The organism is Enterobacter sp. PTB (genome assembly GCF_051130085.1).
Lineage (GTDB): Bacteria > Pseudomonadota > Gammaproteobacteria > Enterobacterales > Enterobacteriaceae > Enterobacter > Enterobacter ludwigii.
Map to the genome: position 1 here is coordinate 234,940 of NZ_JBDKEE010000004.1, position 16,475 is coordinate 251,414.

At 51.1% G+C, this 16,475-nt stretch carries 22 protein-coding genes; all 22 read left to right on the plus strand.

Annotation, left to right across the window (positions count from 1 at the left end; all coding sequences use genetic code 11):
• Positions 1–16 precede the first annotated feature (16 nt).
• The 22 genes from AAIR21_RS07110 to AAIR21_RS07215 all read left to right on the plus strand — a co-directional run bounded on the left by AAIR21_RS07110 (position 17) and on the right by AAIR21_RS07215 (position 16,469).
• Positions 17–658: a phage baseplate assembly protein V gene (locus tag AAIR21_RS07110; RefSeq protein WP_020883605.1), complete on the plus strand. Its 642-nt coding sequence runs from the start codon at positions 17–19 to the stop codon at positions 656–658.
• Entirely contained in the window at positions 655–1,005 is a 351-nt protein-coding gene (locus tag AAIR21_RS07115) for a GPW/gp25 family protein (RefSeq protein ID WP_014171687.1), read from the plus strand. Before AAIR21_RS07110 ends, AAIR21_RS07115 begins: the two co-directional genes overlap by 4 nt.
• A gap of 5 nt (positions 1,006–1,010) precedes the next feature.
• Complete coding sequence (locus AAIR21_RS07120; RefSeq protein WP_044866165.1) at positions 1,011–1,919, plus strand: baseplate assembly protein; 909 nt, start codon at positions 1,011–1,013, stop codon at positions 1,917–1,919.
• Entirely contained in the window at positions 1,912–2,442 is a 531-nt protein-coding gene (locus tag AAIR21_RS07125; RefSeq protein WP_032678995.1) for a phage tail protein I, read from the plus strand. Before AAIR21_RS07120 ends, AAIR21_RS07125 begins: the two co-directional genes overlap by 8 nt.
• An 11-nt stretch (positions 2,443–2,453) precedes the next feature.
• Positions 2,454–4,235, plus strand: a complete 1,782-nt coding sequence (locus tag AAIR21_RS07130) for a phage tail protein (RefSeq protein WP_230391336.1) — start codon at positions 2,454–2,456, stop codon at positions 4,233–4,235.
• Complete coding sequence (locus AAIR21_RS07135) at positions 4,232–4,753, plus strand: tail fiber assembly protein (RefSeq protein ID WP_020883609.1); 522 nt, start codon at positions 4,232–4,234, stop codon at positions 4,751–4,753. The genes AAIR21_RS07130 and AAIR21_RS07135 overlap by 4 nt, the downstream gene beginning before the upstream one ends.
• 124 nt (positions 4,754–4,877) lie before the next feature.
• Entirely contained in the window at positions 4,878–6,065 is a 1,188-nt protein-coding gene (locus AAIR21_RS07140) for a phage tail sheath protein (RefSeq protein ID WP_025202978.1), read from the plus strand.
• Between the two features lie 11 nt (positions 6,066–6,076).
• The gene (locus tag AAIR21_RS07145) at positions 6,077–6,595 is read left to right on the plus strand and encodes a phage major tail tube protein (protein WP_014171681.1); all 519 of its coding nucleotides are present in this window, start codon (positions 6,077–6,079) and stop codon (positions 6,593–6,595) included.
• A 56-nt stretch (positions 6,596–6,651) separates the two neighbouring features.
• Positions 6,652–6,960 (plus strand): phage tail assembly protein, encoded by a 309-nt coding sequence (locus AAIR21_RS07150; protein ID WP_020883611.1) that lies wholly within the window; start codon positions 6,652–6,654, stop codon positions 6,958–6,960.
• Between the two features lie 32 nt (positions 6,961–6,992).
• Positions 6,993–7,112 carry a GpE family phage tail protein gene (locus AAIR21_RS07155; RefSeq protein ID WP_014171679.1) on the plus strand — a complete coding sequence of 40 codons (120 nt, stop codon included), beginning with the start codon at positions 6,993–6,995 and terminating at the stop codon, positions 7,110–7,112.
• Positions 7,105–9,552, plus strand: a complete 2,448-nt coding sequence (locus AAIR21_RS07160; RefSeq protein ID WP_020883612.1) for a phage tail tape measure protein — start codon at positions 7,105–7,107, stop codon at positions 9,550–9,552. The genes AAIR21_RS07155 and AAIR21_RS07160 overlap by 8 nt, the downstream gene beginning before the upstream one ends.
• Before the next feature lie 11 nt (positions 9,553–9,563).
• A complete protein-coding gene (locus AAIR21_RS07165) occupies positions 9,564–10,028 on the plus strand; it encodes a phage tail protein (protein ID WP_014171677.1) in 465 nt (154 codons plus the stop codon).
• Positions 10,025–11,179, plus strand: a complete 1,155-nt coding sequence (locus AAIR21_RS07170) for a phage late control D family protein (RefSeq protein WP_047366599.1) — start codon at positions 10,025–10,027, stop codon at positions 11,177–11,179. Before AAIR21_RS07165 ends, AAIR21_RS07170 begins: the two co-directional genes overlap by 4 nt.
• A gap of 67 nt (positions 11,180–11,246) precedes the next feature.
• Positions 11,247–11,447, plus strand: a complete 201-nt coding sequence (locus AAIR21_RS07175; RefSeq protein ID WP_025202983.1) for an ogr/Delta-like zinc finger family protein — start codon at positions 11,247–11,249, stop codon at positions 11,445–11,447.
• 317 nt (positions 11,448–11,764) lie between these two features.
• Complete coding sequence (locus tag AAIR21_RS07180) at positions 11,765–13,165, plus strand: tyrosine-type recombinase/integrase (RefSeq protein ID WP_434680464.1); 1,401 nt, start codon at positions 11,765–11,767, stop codon at positions 13,163–13,165.
• Positions 13,162–14,226, plus strand: coding sequence for a hypothetical protein (locus AAIR21_RS07185; protein WP_434680466.1), 1,065 nt, complete (start codon positions 13,162–13,164; stop codon positions 14,224–14,226). Before AAIR21_RS07180 ends, AAIR21_RS07185 begins: the two co-directional genes overlap by 4 nt.
• Positions 14,227–14,427: 201 nt before the next feature.
• Positions 14,428–14,625, plus strand: coding sequence for a helix-turn-helix domain-containing protein (locus AAIR21_RS07190; protein WP_434680468.1), 198 nt, complete (start codon positions 14,428–14,430; stop codon positions 14,623–14,625).
• A 78-nt stretch (positions 14,626–14,703) separates the two neighbouring features.
• Positions 14,704–15,348, plus strand: coding sequence for a host cell division inhibitor Icd-like protein (locus AAIR21_RS07195; RefSeq protein WP_434680470.1), 645 nt, complete (start codon positions 14,704–14,706; stop codon positions 15,346–15,348).
• Entirely contained in the window at positions 15,341–15,628 is a 288-nt protein-coding gene (locus AAIR21_RS07200; protein WP_434680472.1) for a hypothetical protein, read from the plus strand. The genes AAIR21_RS07195 and AAIR21_RS07200 overlap by 8 nt, the downstream gene beginning before the upstream one ends.
• Positions 15,625–15,891, plus strand: a complete 267-nt coding sequence (locus AAIR21_RS07205) for a hypothetical protein (protein WP_434680474.1) — start codon at positions 15,625–15,627, stop codon at positions 15,889–15,891. The genes AAIR21_RS07200 and AAIR21_RS07205 overlap by 4 nt, the downstream gene beginning before the upstream one ends.
• A gap of 7 nt (positions 15,892–15,898) precedes the next feature.
• Complete coding sequence (locus tag AAIR21_RS07210; protein WP_434680476.1) at positions 15,899–16,096, plus strand: hypothetical protein; 198 nt, start codon at positions 15,899–15,901, stop codon at positions 16,094–16,096.
• A 121-nt stretch (positions 16,097–16,217) separates the two neighbouring features.
• Positions 16,218–16,469 (plus strand): hypothetical protein, encoded by a 252-nt coding sequence (locus AAIR21_RS07215; RefSeq protein WP_434680478.1) that lies wholly within the window; start codon positions 16,218–16,220, stop codon positions 16,467–16,469.
• Positions 16,470–16,475 lie beyond the last annotated feature (6 nt).

A 16,475-nucleotide genomic window follows, 5' to 3' on the forward strand; every position in this document is an offset into this window, starting at 1 on the left:
AGGGCATTCTCTTCTCATGAATACACTCACTTCCATGCACGGTATCGCTCGCGCGATCCGTAACCTGATTCGTATCGGTGTTGTCACCGATGTTGACCTCAACAGAGGGCTCTGCCGCGTCCAGTCCGGAGGGATGAAAACCACCTGGCTGAACTGGCTGACCTGTCGCGCCGGCCGTTCGCGCGTGTGGTGGGCGCCGTCCGAGGGAGAACAAGTGCTGCTGCTGGCCATCGGCGGTGAGCTTGATACCGCCTTCGTGCTGCCAGGTATCTTTTCCGATGACCACCCGGCGCCGTCAGGTTCCCCTGACGCACTCCACGTCTCGTTCCCTGATGGGGCGGTTATCGAGTACGAGCCCGGGAGCGGAGCACTCACGGCCACAGGCATTAAAACGGCTGACATCACAGCCTCTGAATCACTCACCGCCACCGTACCGGTGGTCCTGGTGAAGTCTGAGACGCGCATCACCCTGGATACACCTGAGGTGGTGTGTACCAACAAGCTAATTACCGCCTCTCTTGAAGTGCAGAAGGGCGGGGTAATGGCCGGCAATATTGAGCATTCCGGCGGTAAATTCACCTCCAATGGGGTGCAGGTGGACAACCATGCTCACGGCAGTGTGCAAAGCGGCGGAAGCTGGACTAAGGGGACGCAATGACGGTGCGCTACAGGGGAATGAACAGTCAGACCGGGCTCAGCATTTCAGAGGCTGAACATATCAGACAAAGCGTGCGGGACATTCTGGTCACGCCGATTGGCTCGCGGGTGATGCGCCGCGAGTACGGTTCACTGCTGGCGGCAATGATCGACAGGCCGCAGAGTCCGGCGCTGCGCCTGCAAATCATGGCCGCATGTTACTCCGCTATCCAGAAATGGGAGCCGCGGATCAGCCTGACGGCTATCACTTTCGAACGTTCGGAGAATGACGGGACGCTGTATGTCGATCTCACCGGCACCCGCCAGACCTCCGGACATTCCTTTTCTATCACTATTTCATTGAGTTAAACGCTATGGCTATTGTTGATCTGAGCCAGCTCGCCGCGCCGGATGTCGTGGAGGAGGTGGATTACGAAACGTTGCTGGCAGAACGAAAGGCCACTTTTGTCTCGCTCTATCCTGAAGAAGAGCAGGAGGCAATTGCACGAACGCTGACGCTTGAGTCAGAACCGATTGTGAAACTGCTGCAGGAGAATGCGTATCGGGAAGTTATCTGGCGCCAGCGCGTTAACGAGGCCGCGCGTGCGGTCATGCTGGCCTACGCCACCGGTAGCGATCTCGACCAGCTTGGAGCTAACGCTAACCTTGCGCGTCTGGTGATAACGCCTGCCGACGACACGACGTTTCCGCCCACGCCGGCAGTGATGGAGTCTGACACCGACTTTCGTTTGCGCATCCAGCAAGCCCCGGAAGGGCTGAGCGTGGCGGGATCGACGGGGGCTTATCAGTTCCATGGCCGCAGCGCGGATGGCCGGGTGGCGGACATCTCTGTCATCAGTCCTCAGCCTGCGAACGTTACCGTCTCCGTGCTGTCTCGGGAGAATAACGGCGTGGCGTCTGAAGAGCTGCTGGCCATTGTGCGCAACGCGCTGAACGATGAGGACGTCAGGCCCGTTGCCGATCGTGTGACCGTTCAGTCCGCCAGCATTGTCGACTACCGCATTGCGGCTTCTCTTTTCCTCTTCCCAGGTCCCGAAAGCGAGCCAGTGCTCAACGCGGCAAGGGCCCGGCTGCAGGCCTATATAACGGCACAGCACCGGCTCGGGCGGGATATTCGTAAGTCCGCCATTTACGCTGCACTGCATGTTGAGGGTGTACAACGCGTCGAACTGACCGCGCCTGCGGCCGATATTGTGCTTGATGAAACCCAGGCCTCATGGTGCAGCCAGTACAGCGTAACCGTTGGGGGAAACGATGAGTAATACCCGATTGTTACCGGTGGGGTCGTCGCCGCTTGAGGTCGCGGCGGCGCGCGCCTGTGCCGACATTGAGAATACCCCCGTCCCGCTTCGTCACCTCTGGAATGCCGACACCTGCCCGGCAAATCTGTTGCCCTGGCTGGCGTGGGCGTTTTCGGTTGACCGCTGGGATGAAAACTGGCCGGAAGCCACCAAGCGCGATGTTATCCGCAATGCATGGTTTATCCATGCACACAAAGGAACGATCGGCGCAGTACGCCGCGTGGTGGAGCCACTTGGCTATCTGATCAACGTGACGGAGTGGTGGCAAACCAACGACCCGGCAGGCACGTTTCGCCTGGACATTGGCGTGCTGGAAACCGGCATCACCGAAGAAATGTATTACGAAATGGAGCGGCTTATTGCTGATGCAAAGCCTGCCAGCCGACATCTTATCGGCCTCAATATCATTCAGGACGTTCCGGGCTATCTCTATACCGGTGCCCTGAGCTATGACGGCGACATCATCACGGTTTACCCCGGATAAGTGAGAGCACAATGACAGTGAAGTATAAAACGGTTATCACCAAAGCCGGCGCCGAAAAACTGGCTGCCGCAACCGTCCCGAACGGGAAGAAAGTGAATTTTACGGCGATGGCGGTGGGTGATGGCGGCGGCACGTTGCCGATGCCGGATGCCAGTCAGACCAGGCTTGTGAATGAAGTCTGGCGTCATGCCTTGAATAAAATCAGTCAGGACAACAAAAAGCGGAACTATGTGATCGCAGAACTCCTCATTCCTCCCGAAACAGGCGGTTTCTGGATGCGAGAAATGGGGCTTTATGATGACACCGGGACGCTAATTGCTGTCGGGAACATGGCTGAAAGTTACAAGCCATTGTTGGATGAAGGCTCAGGTCGCGCGCAGACTGTGAGGATGGTGATCATGGTCAGCGATATCGCCTCGGTCGAGCTCTCAATAGATACTTCTATGGTCATGGCGACGCAGGAGTATGTAGACGAGAAGCTTGAAGAGCATGAACAATCCCGCCGTCATCCGGATGCCACGACCAAGGATAAAGGCTTTACACAACTCAGCAGTTCGACCGACAGTACGTCTGAGGCACTCGCCGCAACACCGAAAGCGGTCAAGGCCGCCTATGATCTTGCAGCCGGGAAATACACGGCTCAGGACGCCACTACAGGACAAAAGGGTATTGTTCAACTCAGTAGCACAATTGATAGTGTATCCGAGTCTCTTGCAGCAACACCTAAGGCTGTGAAAATAGTTGGCGATGACCTCTCAAAACTAAAAAGCAGCCTGGGTACGGCAGCAACCAAAAACATACAGGAAGCTCCAGACGATATTACTCCAGGTCGGGTGCTGGTAAATGGTGGTGCAGTTGCTATCAGAGGAGTGTCTGCGAGAGCCAGCACGGGACTTTCAAATGCCGATGCTCTGCCATCCAATTCAGTTAGCTTTTGTTATTCGAATGCAACAAATTCACCAGGTTATGAGGCAACTATCCTCGATATTGGTGGGCTTAGCGGTTATCGGGTGCAGTATGCTGCATCTTATGGTGATGGTGGTAAACAGCTTAAATTCCGCTCCCTTAATGGCGATAACAATGTCTGGGGGGGCTGGACAAAGGTCATCACTAATCATGGCGGAAGTGTTTCGTACTTGTCAGATGCAACTTATTACCAGACGAATCCCACAGGTTGGTACGGCTCTGGCGCTTTTGCTGATCAGTATCAAAACAATGCTGCACCATTTTTGATGCCAAAAGGATATCAATCTCCTAACGGTACTTCTATTTATCTACCGATAATTAAGGGCTTTTCGGAAACTGTCGGTCATGGTTATGGAACAGCGATAAGTTTTGGCGTTTATCGCACTGGCACCAACGCTTTTGGAGCGGCGATTATCAATTTAACTGGCGATGCCAGGAATAGTGTTAATTTTCTGTTTGATATTAACGGTAATTTTGATGCCCCAGGGCAAGTTACTAGCGGTGGCAATATTGTTGCCGGGCAGGGTTTATTTGAATCAGGCGGAGCGGTACGAGTTTACTCGTCAAATAACCCACCTCCACAACAGGATTTAAGTCCTTATGCAAGGCAAGACTGGACGTTGCAATACTTTGTTCGAGATGTAGCAATGGGGGCAGAAGGGTCATTCATAATTATGCAAAACGGTTGGCAACGGGTTCCGGCTGGATGCGCAATGACTGGATGGAATGCAGAAGGTCAAAACCCCGGCGGGGATACTATTTTTTATCGTCCGATTCAAAAATACATGTCTAATATTGGATGGATTACGGTAGGTCATACAGCATGATTACACTTAAAAATTTCGTTCAATATGAACCAGAATATAAAGAATTTTTGTTTAATGCTATATTTATTCAATCAGAGGAGGGGCTGGACTGGTATTACCATATGTCACGTTTTCAGCCTGATACACTGAAGATTTGCTTTGACAAAAATAATATTATTCGCTCTTTCAGTCATCAGGTTGATCGCCTCTTTCCTCTGGGGATGTCTGTTTCGGAAGTCGAACCAACAGAAGTGCCAGAAGGGCTGAATATACACGGTGACTGGGTGTGGAATGGCACTAAAATTATTCCACGTCAGTTGACAAGGGAGGAATTAATTCAACAGGCGGAAACCAGAAGAAGTGAATTGCTTGCCGAAGCTTCGGATACTATCGCCCCCCTTCAGGACGCTTCAGAACTCGGCATTGCAACAGACGAGGAAGCTGCCACGCTGTTGCTCTGGAAGCACTATCGGGTGATGCTAAACCGGCTGGATCTCAGCACTTCACCAGAAATTGAATGGCCAGAACGCCCTGCCTGACCCCAAACCCTCCATCCGGAGGGTTTTTCGTTTGTTGTGTAATCCTTTCTCCAACCCCAATACGTCGCATCAATCGTGCGCGCCACAGACAATAGCCTCACCACTAAACGAAGGAGTTAAACGGATGGGCGACTATCATCACGGCGTGGAAGTCATCGAAATCAACGATGGCACCCGCACCATTTCCACCGTCTCGACGGCAATCATCGGCATGGTCTGTACGGCCAGCGATGCGGACGACAAGACATTTCCTTTAAACGAGCCTGTGCTCATTACCAACGTGCAAACCGCGATTGCGAAAGCCGGGAAAATGGGGACGTTGTCCGCTTCCCTGCAGGCGATTGCCGATCAGTGTAAACCGGTTGTTGTTGTCGTACGTGTCGCTGAAGGCACCGCTGATACCGCTGAGGAAGCACAGAAAGAGACTATCTCTAATATCATCGGTACAACCGATGAAAACGGTAAATATACCGGTCTGAAAGCGCTCCTTACCGCGAAAACGGTCACTGGCGTTAAGCCACGTATTCTCGGTGTTCCGGGGCTGGATTCTCAGGAAGTGGCGACCGCGCTGGCCGCCATGTGCCAGAGCCTGCGCGCGTTTGGCTATGTCAGTGCATGGGGTTGTAAAACCATTTCAGCCGCTATCGATTACCGCAAAAACTTCAGTCAGCGCGAGTTGATGGTGATTCACCCTGATTTTCTGGCGTGGGATACCACCACCAACACGACGACCCACGCCTGGGCCACTGCACGAGCTCTCGGCCTGCGCGCCAAAATCGACCAGACGATTGGCTGGCACAAAACCCTGTCCAACATCGGCGTTAACGGTGTCACAGGTGTAAGTGCCTCCGTGTCCTGGGATCTGCAGGAACAAGCGACCGATGCGAACCTGCTTAACCAGGCCGGCGTCACCACGCTTATTCGTAACGACGGCTTCAAATTCTGGGGCAACCGTACCTGTTCAGACGATCCGCTCTTCGTCTTTGAAAACTACACCCGTACCGCGCAGGTGTTGGCCGATACCATGGCCGAAGCACACGCATGGGCAATGGATAAACCCATTACGCCAACGCTCATCCGCGACATCGTTTCCGGTATCAATGCCAAATTCCGTGAGCTGAAAACCAACGGCTATATCGTTGATGGCACTTGCTGGTATGACCCGGAATCAAATGATGCATCGACCCTGAAAGCGGGGAAATTGTACATCGATTACGACTACACCCCTGTCCCGCCGCTGGAGAACCTGACCCTGCGCCAGCGCATCACCGATACCTATCTGGCAGATCTGTCCGATTCGGTTAACAGCTAAGGAGCTGAAGCATGGCGTTACCACGCAAACTTAAATATCTGAACATGTTCAACGATGGCCTGAGCTATATGGGCGTTGTTGAGTCTGTCACCTTACCGAAGCTCACCCGCAAACTGGAGAAGTATCGCGGCGGCGGTATGCCGGGCTCGGTCTCTGTCGACCTCGGCCTGGACGATGATGCCCTGGCGCTTGAGTGGACCATTGGCGGTCTGCCGGACGTCGCGCTGTGGGCACAGTATGCCTCTCCGGGCGCGGACAGCGTGCCTCTGCGCTTTACCGGCTCCTTCCAGCGTGACGACACGGGCGAAATCTCCGCCGTCGAAATCGTCATGCGAGGCCGTCATAAAGAGTTTGATGGTGGTGAAAACAAGCAGGGCGAGAGCGGCACCACCAAGATGTCCACCGAGTGCGCTTACTACCAGCTGACCATCGATGGCAAAGAGATCATCGAAATTGACATCATCAACATGGTGCTGAAAGTCGACGGCGTCGATCGTCTGGCGGAACACCGTAAGGCGATTGGCCTGTAAACCTTTAACCGGCCGGGACTGCCGGCCGGTAAGTTAACTTTCTGAAGAGTAAAGAAATGGAAAATATCAACGAGACCGTCATTAACGAAAGCGAAAACCCGAACACCATTACGCTCGACACCCCCGTTCTGCGCGGCGAGCAAAAAATCGAAAAGGTGACCGTCGTAAAACCCAACGCGGGGACTCTGCGTGGGGTATCGCTGGCGTCGCTGGCACAATCTGACGTCGATGCGCTGATTAAAGTGCTGCCGCGAATGACCTCGCCGGCCCTGACCGAGCATGAGATTGCGCGTCTGGATGCTTCCGATCTGCTCTCTTTTGCGGGCAAGGTGATCGGTTTTTTGTCACCGGCTTCGGCTCGCTAACATTTCCCGAAAACCTGTCGGTCGATGATCTGATGGCGGATATCGCGGTGATCTTTCACTGGCCGCCGTCAGAGCTGTACTCGCTGAGCATGACCGAACTCCTTATATGGCGCGAAAAGGCGCTGCAGCGAAGCGGAAACTACCATGAGTAATAATGTCAGACTTCAGGAGTTGCTTAAGGCAGTCGACCGGGCAAGCCGACCGCTTAACGCTATCCAGAACGCCAGTCTCTCTCTCGCGGCCAGTATCCGCGATTCTGAGGCGGCGTTGCGCGCGCTTGATGAACAGGCGGGCCGCATTAACGGCTTCAGAAAAGCCAACGAACAGCTCGCCGTGACGGGGCAGTCTCTTGCCCGGGCGAAACAGCAGACCGCGGAGCTGGCGCTCCAGCTCAAAAACACCCAGAACCCAACCCGTGACCAGGCGGATGCGCTGGCGGCAGCCCGCCAATCTGCCGCTGCGCTTAAGCTTGAGTACAACAATTTACGCCAGTCAGTGCAGCGCCAGCGCGGTGAGCTGGCGCAGGCAGGGATTAATACGCGCACGCTGTCGTCAGATGAGCGTCGTTTAAGACAGGGTATCAGCGAAAAAACGCTACAACTAAATCGACATAAAGAGGCGCTTGCCAGGGTCAATCAGCAACAGGAGCGGCTTAATACCGTCCAGAACCGCTACGAGTCTGGCAAACGTTTTGCCGCAGGTGTGCAGCAGTTTGCTAATGTGAGCGCAGGAATGGCAAAGGCGGGCTTTAATCAGACGTCCCGCTTTATTGCCCCAGGCATCCGTTTTGAAAAGCAGATGTCTGCCATACAGGCAAGCCTGGGTCTGCAGAAGGGGGATACCAGGCTGGAGGCCATTCGCCAGCAGGCACGGGAAGTCAGCGTCAGTACAGGAACCTCTACAGATGTGGTCACCCGGGCGCAGGGCGAGCTGGCCCGATCAGGCTATGACGCCGACGGGGTGGTGGCCGCCACTGTGCCGACGGTCAACCTCAGCCTCGCTGGGAATATTGATGCCGCCAAAGCGGTCGACATCATCCGCAGCACGCAGGCCTCGTTTAACCTGGCGAATACGGATGTTGAACGCGTTGCAGATGTCCTTACCCGCGGTTTCACTGCGTCAAATACCAGTCTCACCGAACTGAGTACCGCCGTTGCATCCGCCGCACCTGCCGCCGGAGAAGCCGGCGCCAGCCTTGAGGAGACCACCGCGCTGCTTGGTATTTTGATGGAAAAGGGGATGAAAGGGGCAGATGCCGGCGCAGAGGTTAGCGCCATGTTGAGCCGCCTGCAGACGCCGGATGGGCAGCGTTCTGCAGCGCTGAATGAACTGAAGGTGCAAACCCGGGATGGCGAGGGTAATCCACTGCCGACAGAGAATATCCTCAAGGCGATCTCTGCCTCATTCGAAAACAGCAAAATCGGTGCGGCTCAACAAACTGAATACCTGAAGGCCATTTTCGGTGCGGATGCGATGCAAGGCGCAGGCGTACTGGTTTCAGCGGCTGGGAATGGAACTCTGGATAACAAGCGCCAGACACTCCAGGGCGCGAGGGGGAGCACCGCGCTGACAGCCTCGGTTCAGGGCGATAACCTCGAGGGTGATATCAGCAAGTTCCAGGCTGCATTAAACGGCCTGAAGATTGATGTCTTTGATAAGGCCGATGGTGCCCTGCGCACGCTGATCTCAACCGCGACCGGATGGCTTAGTACGCTCTCTCTCTGGGTCAATGCTAACCCTGCACTAACGCAAGCCCTGGTCAGCGTGGTTATGGGCGCACAAGCCTTTGCCGGTGTCCTGGGCACGCTAGGTATGGTGGTCGCCCCCATTGTGTCAGGCCTGAATCTGGTGATAACCGCTGCCGGGATGCTGGGCACGGTATTCAGCGTAGTGGGGGGGAGCATCATGACGGTGCTGGGCGCCCTGAGCTGGCCCGTTATTGCTCTCGGAGCGGCAATTGCCGCCGGCGCTTTACTGATTCTTAAATACTGGGAGCCCATTAGCGCCTTCTTTGGCGGGGTGATTGAGGGGCTTTCTGCGGCCTTCGCGCCGCTGGGCGAGCTGTTCTCTCCGCTGTTACAGGCCTTTGGTTTCATTTCAGAAAAACTGGGCGGGATCTGGCAGTGGTTCATCGATCTGATTGCGCCGATTAAGGCGACGCAGGAAACGCTCGACAGCTGCAAAAATGTCGGCGTGGCGTTCGGTCAGGCGCTGGGAGATGCGCTAATGGCGCCGCTAAATCTCTTTAACAGCCTGCGCGGCAAGGCCAGCTGGCTGCTGGAGAAACTCGGCGTCATAAAAAAAGAGTCGGGCAATATCGACTCGGCTGTACCGAAAGAAGGCACCTCCTCTGCTGACGCCGGCAGTGCCTGGGACCCGGCGTCACCTGTTTACAGCGGCTTCATGGGATACCAGCCGATGGCAGCAGCGGGAGGGCGTTCTTACATCGATCAGAGTAAAAGTGAATACAACTTCACGCTGCAGGGAAGCGCAGCCTCCGGAACGGATCTGACTCGTCAAATCCGGGAGGCTATAGAGAGCAGTGAGCAGGAAAAAGCGAGACGGCAGCAATCCAGCTTTATGTATGGTTAAGGAGAGAGAAAATGTTAATGGTGCTGGGTCTGTTTGTCTTTGAACGACGAACCTTACCGTATCAGTCAATGGTATTTACAAAAGACTACCGCTGGGCATCCAACGAACGCATCGGGAAACCCAAAGCCTGGCAGTACCTTGGCGAAGGTGAGACATCCTTTAACCTTTCCGGATTACTTTACCCGGAACTCACGGGAGGGCGGCTTTCTCTCAAGGCGGTTGAGCTGATGGCGAATGAAGGGCGGGCATGGCCGTTGATAGACGGTACCGGCATCATTCACGGCATGTTTATCATTGAGAAAGTCACGCATACGCATTCGGATTTTTACAGCGATGGCACTGCCCGGAAAATTGATTTTACCCTGGTACTGAAACGCGTGGACGAATCGCTGATGACGACGTTTGGCGACCTGAGAACGCAAGCCTCAGAGCTGGTGGAAAGCGCACGTAATAGCATTGGAGGGCTGGTGGGATGATCACCGAAATGAATATCCGGGCGGGTGGGAAAATCGCCCCTGATTTTATGCTTAAGCTTGACGAGCGCGATATCACGCAAAATTTCAGCCATCGTCTTATCAGTTTGACCATGACCGACAAACGTGGGCTGGAAGCCGATCAGCTGGATATTCTACTGGATGATTCCGACGGGTTGTTAGACCTGCCTGCCCGGGGGGCAAGACTGTCCTTATGGCTGGGATGGGAAGGAACACCGCTCCAGCCGAAAGGGGACTTTACGATAGATGCGATTGAATTCCGGGGCACGCCGGACACGCTGACCATCCGAGGATGCAGCGCCGATTTTCGTGGGAAGCTCAACGTGCGGCGCGAACAGTCGTGGCATGACACGACGATCGGCGCGATAGTCAACACCATTGCTCAGCGTAACCGGTTTACCGCCAGCGTCGGGGCGGGACTTGCATCCATCGCCATTTCTCATATCGATCAGTCTCAGGAGACTGACGCGGCGTTTCTCTCCCGCCTGGCCGAACGTAATGGTGCATTTGTTTCAATCAAAGCCGGGAAGGTTATTTTTATGAAAGCGGGCCATGCCGTGACGGCCAGTGGCACACCGCTTCCCTTAATGATGATTGAGCGTGGAGATGGCGATCGGCACCTTTTTTCCGTCGCTGACCGTGAAAATTATTCCGGCGTGACGGCCAAATGGCTGCAAACGCGTGACCCAAAACAACAAAATACTCAATTGAGTATTAATCGTCAGCCCGGGGGGCAGCCGACAGAAGGACTACAGCACCCGGATGCCGCTACACCGGTAGCGGGAGCAGGAGGCAAGGCAGAGAAGCCGCAAGAGAGGCTGGTGGGATCGGCGGAAAACGTTTTTGAGCTCACCACGGTTTATGCCTCTGAAGAGCAGGCGCTCAGGGCTGCAGAGGCGAAGTGGCGCGCGCTTCAGCGGGGTACCGTGAATTTTTCTATCCAGCTGGCGCTGGGACGCGCCGATCTGTATCCCGAAACGCCGGTGCTGGTCAACGGCTTTAAACGGGTCATTGACGAGCAGGCGTGGATTATCAACGAGGTGGTTCATACTCTCAGCGAGAGTGGATTTACCACGCAACTTAAGCTTGAGCTGAACGTCGCCGATGAAAAATTTTCTATCGAAAATGAGTAATGTATTTGCTATTGAGTTCTTTTTGGGTATTATAAATTCACAAATTGTGAATTACGTGGAGGGGTACATGTTTCATTGTCCTAAGTGCAAGCATTCCGCGCATGCGCGTACCAGTCGCTATTTAAGTGAAAATACCAAAGAGCGCTATCACCAGTGCACCAATGTGGACTGCAGCTGTACGTTCGTGACGATGGAGTCCGTGGAGCGTCTGATTGCGACACCTGGCGCCGCTGAGCGTGTCCGAACGGCTTCGCAGACCCACGGTTAGCGACTGCGCCACCGGCTCAAAAAACCAATAAAAAAGCCACTCAATAGAGTGGCTTAATCATTTGATTCTACAGCTAAATTTGGTGGCCCCTGCTGGACTTGAACCAGCGACCAAGCGATTATGAGGAAAACGGTAGCCTATTTTTTGTTGTTTCATTTTTATGTGTTTTATTTTAATTCAATAAGTTAGGTATTATCACATACTAACGAATAATAACGATTATTCCCTCCCATCGCCGTTCTAAGGTAGCCTATGCGGTGCCTGGATTTTCAAGGCTACGCGACGGGCGACTTTGGCGCAATTTTAGCAGGGGGAATATGGAACCGTTTAAGTTTACCAAATCAAGGCTCAACGAGCTTCCTAGCGCACCAAAAGGGCGACAGGTCGAGTATTTTGATAGTCACGTTAGAGGGCTTCGCCTCCGGGTTGGCTCTAGCGGCCTGAAGACGTTCTACGCAGTCAGAAAGTACAAAGGGAAATTTATCAGAACGGCGCTAGGGCGCTTCCCTGAAATCTCCGTGGATCAGGCCAGAACCATGGCGCTAGAAACGCTGGGTGTAATTGGTGTGACTGGCAGGAACCCGAATGAGACACGAAGGGAAAATCAGTTAGCAAATGTAAGCCTCCGTGATGCGCTGGAGCTATACATTGAGACGCGCGGCAACCGCCTCAAGACAAAAACCGCCAATCAGTACCGCAGCGTGCTTGGTAACTTCTCTGGTGACTGGCTTGACAGGCCAATAGGCAAAATATCGAGAGATGACACACAGATAAGGCACAAAGCGATAACGGAAGGCACTGTATGGTTTGGTGACGATCTATCTAAGTTGCGCAAGGGGGTTGGTACGGGAAGCAAGGCTCAGGCGAATTTGTGGGGAAGGACATTAAGGGCGATATATAATTTTTCATATGATCATTACCGGGATACTGGCGGGAATAAATTATTGCCTGAATCCCCAATGGTTGCATTAAGTGCAAAACGTCAGTGGCATGAATCAACAAGAAAGAGTACGCGTATTCGTAATCGTGAATTAGGACGCTGGCTAATGGCTGTTGATGATGTCAGATCTGAGGCATTAAATGACCGCGATGATGCTGTTTCTTCTGTCTGCGATGCGCTTGATATGGCTTTATTTACAGGTTTAAGGCGCGGTGAGGTTTTTGGTTTAACATGGGATAGAGTTAATATCAGTGGGGGTTATTTTTGGATCGATGAAACAAAAAATGGTGAAAAATTAGAGTTGCCGCTTACTGAAACATTACTAGCTATACTCAAACGACGCGAGGAATACAGAAATAAAAATGATGTATATGTCTTCCCAGCATGCAAGGGAGGAATAATTACCGATCCCCGCAGAGCTATTCGTAAAATAGTTGAAAAAACATCAAGCGGAATAAATAGCGGCAAGGATCCAATTAACTTTACATGTCATGATGCTCGGCGTACATTCTCAACAATAGCCGAACATAGTGGTGTGGGTACTTATATATTAAAGCGGTTAATAAACCACAAATCCGGTAACTCCTCAGATGTAACGCAAGGTTACATTAGTTTGCCTGTGGAGGAATTGATTGAGCCTGCCGAGAAAATTGAACGTAAGATTTTACATGAGGCAGGTATCAAGAAAAGTACATCCCGCATAGATGTTTTTTTAAACTCATTGACAGATGAAGATAAAATATCATTACTTAATAAAATACTTAAGGCAGATAAATGAAATTTCAATATTCTGTTGCTGGTCATAATAATCCTAAAACACTTATAGATAGTGCCGTGAAAATGATAATGTTTTATGCTGATCAGTCAGGGGTATTATCTAACGATGTGGTGCGTGTTTTTAATGAGACAATTACCGAGTCGGTAAATAGTAAGATTCCTGCTTTTGATGCCTTTGGTTATTTAAATGAATGGATAAAAACACTTGCCGTACGAGAGGTTAGACCTAATATTGATAAGTTATTATCTAATTTAAATGCTAAAGATTCTCTTGGTAAGCCAATGGAGTTTAATGAAATCATAGATGACATTGAGATTGTAAGGAAAATGAATTTCATTAGTTTAAATAAATCAGAAATAACCATGCTTTCTGCGGCTGTCTATCTCAGGGGGCTTGGTAAGCTAAATCAATATAATAGCGTCGTGTCATCACTAGTAGATGCTGTTGTTAAAAGAAATTATCTTGATTACTTTTGTGAGCAGTATTGTAAAACTACATCGTTACTTCTTTCCTCGCCAGAACATAATTTCGCACAAGGCGCCTCGAAAGTTAATGGGGTAAAAAAACGCGGACCAAGAAATAAAAATTTTAATGAGGCTATAAGAATAACTGAGCTAACGCTGGAAAAATACCCTAACGTTTCAACATTTTCTCTGGCAAATAAGTTAGTCAAGCACTTTGCATCACTGCGTGATGCACCATCAGTTCAAACACTGAGAAGATGGGTTGATGATTATCGTGAAGTGATGATACAGATTCCAAATGAGCCATATACACGAGCCTTCGTTCTTGTAACCGAAGAAATAGAGGGTGGTAAAATCAAAGAACAGGATAAATATATTTCAACCGACAATCTTGATGACAGCAGCAATAGCGATAGTAAGGCTGATGATCGCGTTCTGATTGATTCATTTTGTGACAAGACAGGCCTGGCGTTGACGCGGGAAGAGATTAGCGCGCTGTTAAACGGTGAGACAGTGGAGATTGGTGGTGGCGAGGCTGTACGGATCCGTAACGGACGGATTGAGCCAATGGGCGCTTCGCGGCTTCCGTATTGGTGATTGCGATCTCTCACTGGCCAAAAATAAGCGCCATATACGGCGCATATTTTTATAACTAATTGATATTTAAATGATCATTAGATTAGCGATCATGCTTAATCATTGTTAACGATCTGTCTATTGCGCTAATGATTATTTTATTCACCTAACTTTCAATTTATCTTTCTCATCGAGCCGAAAACATTCATTAAGGTGTGAAAGATGGAATTAAAATTCAGGAACCGCATGACAAGAGCCGAAGCCGCCGACTACATCGGAGTCAGTGCAGCTACGATGGCGAATTGGGCTTGTACAGGAAGGGTAAAAATCCCGTATTACAAATCAGGGTTAAAGAAAGTGATTTACCTAAAGGTGGATCTTGATGCTTATCTGGAATCAACCAGGCGCTTGCAGGCGTAATAACAAAAAGCCCCATCGATCGCTACATCGATGGGGCTGATATCTACCACGCTTGTTTCATTCAAATCGGAGTTAAATATGAAACGTTTTAATTATAGCGAATCAGATCGCGGAATCAACACGCCGCGAGCTGGTGATAAATTATTTTCAAGCAGGGGGTTGACGCTGGTTAACCGGCTGGCGTATCGTTGCCGCGTTGCCCCTCAATGGGCAACCGGGATTTGCAGCCCGTGTAAGCTATCGGCGACGACAGACGCGCCATGCGTCTTTTTTTACGTCGCAACCAACGCCACAGAGCGCCATTTTATGGCGTGGTGTTACGTATCCGGTACAGGTTTGAATCGCTCTTTCCTGTGCCTTTCGTTGCACTATGCCACCTTGTCAATGGTAGCTCAGGCGGGGCGGCCTTCGGGCTGGCCGGTTCTCGATAGCACCGGTACTGCAAACCCCGTCTGGGCTATCGCCATCATGAAGATTTGCAGCTTCGGCGATAGCAAATATAGCTATCAATCGGAGGTTGCCATTATGGCTTCTACCCCTGCTTTATCACATTCCCAATTTGTCTGGCTGTTCCTTGCTGTGCGCCGTTCTGACGTGAACGAGCGCCCGCAGCGCAAAACCGTTACTGCTCATACCGAACGCGAAGCACGCCGCACGCTGGCGCGTGATTTCGTCCTTTCCTTTGCCGGACGTATTCCGGTTTGTGGGGTGGCTTATGGGTAATCTGACTGAAAGAGAATCATATAACTACCTGATTGGCGAAGGTGATTTAGGTCGTCTGAATAGCGTTAGTAAATCCATTGCTCTTATTTCGTACATACTTGAAATTATGAGTGAAGGTAAAGTTGTTGGAGTTGATGTGGCAGGGTTGGCGGCAATTACAGAAATTATTAATTCTGAATTACAGTCTGCTATCGGTGGAGTATCTCCAGGGCTGGGGTTTGTCTCATATGAGTCATTGCGTCGGATAATTTTAGAAAAAACAAACGGGGTGGGTGCATGAGTGGTTATTTTAAAAAGAAAACGTTTATTGTTGAGTTCAAGGCTATTGATCCTGACGGTCAGAATTCAACGGCAGATTGTGTGGTTGAAGCATATTCCTCGTATCAAGCTGAAAGTAGTGTGATTGTTTGCATGAAAAAATGTGGCTTTTCCCGATTTAGCGATATTCAGACCCGAATTGCGAATGAAGAAGACATGAGACGAGCGTTATCCAGTCTGAAAGAAGATTTGAGTACCATTCAACCCAATGAAGATATTCACTGAGGTCATTATGATTAAAACAAACAACCGGACTATAAAACGCTTCAATGTCGTATTTCGTGCTGTAAATCGTCGCGGCTATACGCGCGGCATCACGCTAACCGTTGATGCAACCAATACAGGACAGGCCACGCAGTTAGCCAGTAAGCAAATGATGAATGATGGGTATCAGGAATTGCGGATCGTGCGGGTAATTGGTGCGGGTTGACAGCGTTACCCATTTAGAGAATACCGCATACCAGTATTTATTTTCAGTCAGTGATGTTATCGCATAGTTATCGCGAGGGATTAATTTATCTTCGAATTACTGACGCTAAAGAGGTTATTGTATGAAGAAACATCGTAATACCAATGATGGTGCTTTGAGGGCGAATATCAGCCCTGAGTGTTACCGTAAAATTAACAGGATCATAAATATATCAGCTTCAATGGAAAGGCTGGTGAGAGGCGGTAAATTTCATCCAGAGCCATTGTTATGGCTCCCTGATATTCTTGGTTATATCAACGATGATGCTCATTCTATTCTTGATGAACTAAAAACAATTGGCGTATGCGATAGGTTTATTAAAGTCAGAAACTAAACTGCA

What these genes read in the sequence shown, in the direction of transcription:
- AAIR21_RS07110 (WP_020883605.1), top strand. Translation starts at nt 17, where the DNA reads ATGAATACACTCACTTCCATGCACGGTATCGCTCGCGCGATCCGTAAC.
- AAIR21_RS07115 (WP_014171687.1), top strand. Translation starts at nt 655, where the DNA reads ATGACGGTGCGCTACAGGGGAATGAACAGTCAGACCGGGCTCAGCATT.
- AAIR21_RS07120 (WP_044866165.1), top strand. Translation starts at nt 1,011, where the DNA reads ATGGCTATTGTTGATCTGAGCCAGCTCGCCGCGCCGGATGTCGTGGAG.
- AAIR21_RS07125 (WP_032678995.1), top strand. Translation starts at nt 1,912, where the DNA reads ATGAGTAATACCCGATTGTTACCGGTGGGGTCGTCGCCGCTTGAGGTC.
- AAIR21_RS07130 (WP_230391336.1), top strand. Translation starts at nt 2,454, where the DNA reads ATGACAGTGAAGTATAAAACGGTTATCACCAAAGCCGGCGCCGAAAAA.
- AAIR21_RS07135 (WP_020883609.1), top strand. Translation starts at nt 4,232, where the DNA reads ATGATTACACTTAAAAATTTCGTTCAATATGAACCAGAATATAAAGAA.
- AAIR21_RS07140 (WP_025202978.1), top strand. Translation starts at nt 4,878, where the DNA reads ATGGGCGACTATCATCACGGCGTGGAAGTCATCGAAATCAACGATGGC.
- AAIR21_RS07145 (WP_014171681.1), top strand. Translation starts at nt 6,077, where the DNA reads ATGGCGTTACCACGCAAACTTAAATATCTGAACATGTTCAACGATGGC.
- AAIR21_RS07150 (WP_020883611.1), top strand. Translation starts at nt 6,652, where the DNA reads ATGGAAAATATCAACGAGACCGTCATTAACGAAAGCGAAAACCCGAAC.
- AAIR21_RS07155 (WP_014171679.1), top strand. Translation starts at nt 6,993, where the DNA reads ATGGCGGATATCGCGGTGATCTTTCACTGGCCGCCGTCAGAGCTGTAC.
- AAIR21_RS07160 (WP_020883612.1), top strand. Translation starts at nt 7,105, where the DNA reads ATGAGTAATAATGTCAGACTTCAGGAGTTGCTTAAGGCAGTCGACCGG.
- AAIR21_RS07165 (WP_014171677.1), top strand. Translation starts at nt 9,564, where the DNA reads ATGTTAATGGTGCTGGGTCTGTTTGTCTTTGAACGACGAACCTTACCG.
- AAIR21_RS07170 (WP_047366599.1), top strand. Translation starts at nt 10,025, where the DNA reads ATGATCACCGAAATGAATATCCGGGCGGGTGGGAAAATCGCCCCTGAT.
- AAIR21_RS07175 (WP_025202983.1), top strand. Translation starts at nt 11,247, where the DNA reads ATGTTTCATTGTCCTAAGTGCAAGCATTCCGCGCATGCGCGTACCAGT.
- AAIR21_RS07180 (WP_434680464.1), top strand. Translation starts at nt 11,765, where the DNA reads ATGGAACCGTTTAAGTTTACCAAATCAAGGCTCAACGAGCTTCCTAGC.
- AAIR21_RS07185 (WP_434680466.1), top strand. Translation starts at nt 13,162, where the DNA reads ATGAAATTTCAATATTCTGTTGCTGGTCATAATAATCCTAAAACACTT.
- AAIR21_RS07190 (WP_434680468.1), top strand. Translation starts at nt 14,428, where the DNA reads ATGGAATTAAAATTCAGGAACCGCATGACAAGAGCCGAAGCCGCCGAC.
- AAIR21_RS07195 (WP_434680470.1), top strand. Translation starts at nt 14,704, where the DNA reads ATGAAACGTTTTAATTATAGCGAATCAGATCGCGGAATCAACACGCCG.
- AAIR21_RS07200 (WP_434680472.1), top strand. Translation starts at nt 15,341, where the DNA reads ATGGGTAATCTGACTGAAAGAGAATCATATAACTACCTGATTGGCGAA.
- AAIR21_RS07205 (WP_434680474.1), top strand. Translation starts at nt 15,625, where the DNA reads ATGAGTGGTTATTTTAAAAAGAAAACGTTTATTGTTGAGTTCAAGGCT.
- AAIR21_RS07210 (WP_434680476.1), top strand. Translation starts at nt 15,899, where the DNA reads ATGATTAAAACAAACAACCGGACTATAAAACGCTTCAATGTCGTATTT.
- AAIR21_RS07215 (WP_434680478.1), top strand. Translation starts at nt 16,218, where the DNA reads ATGAAGAAACATCGTAATACCAATGATGGTGCTTTGAGGGCGAATATC.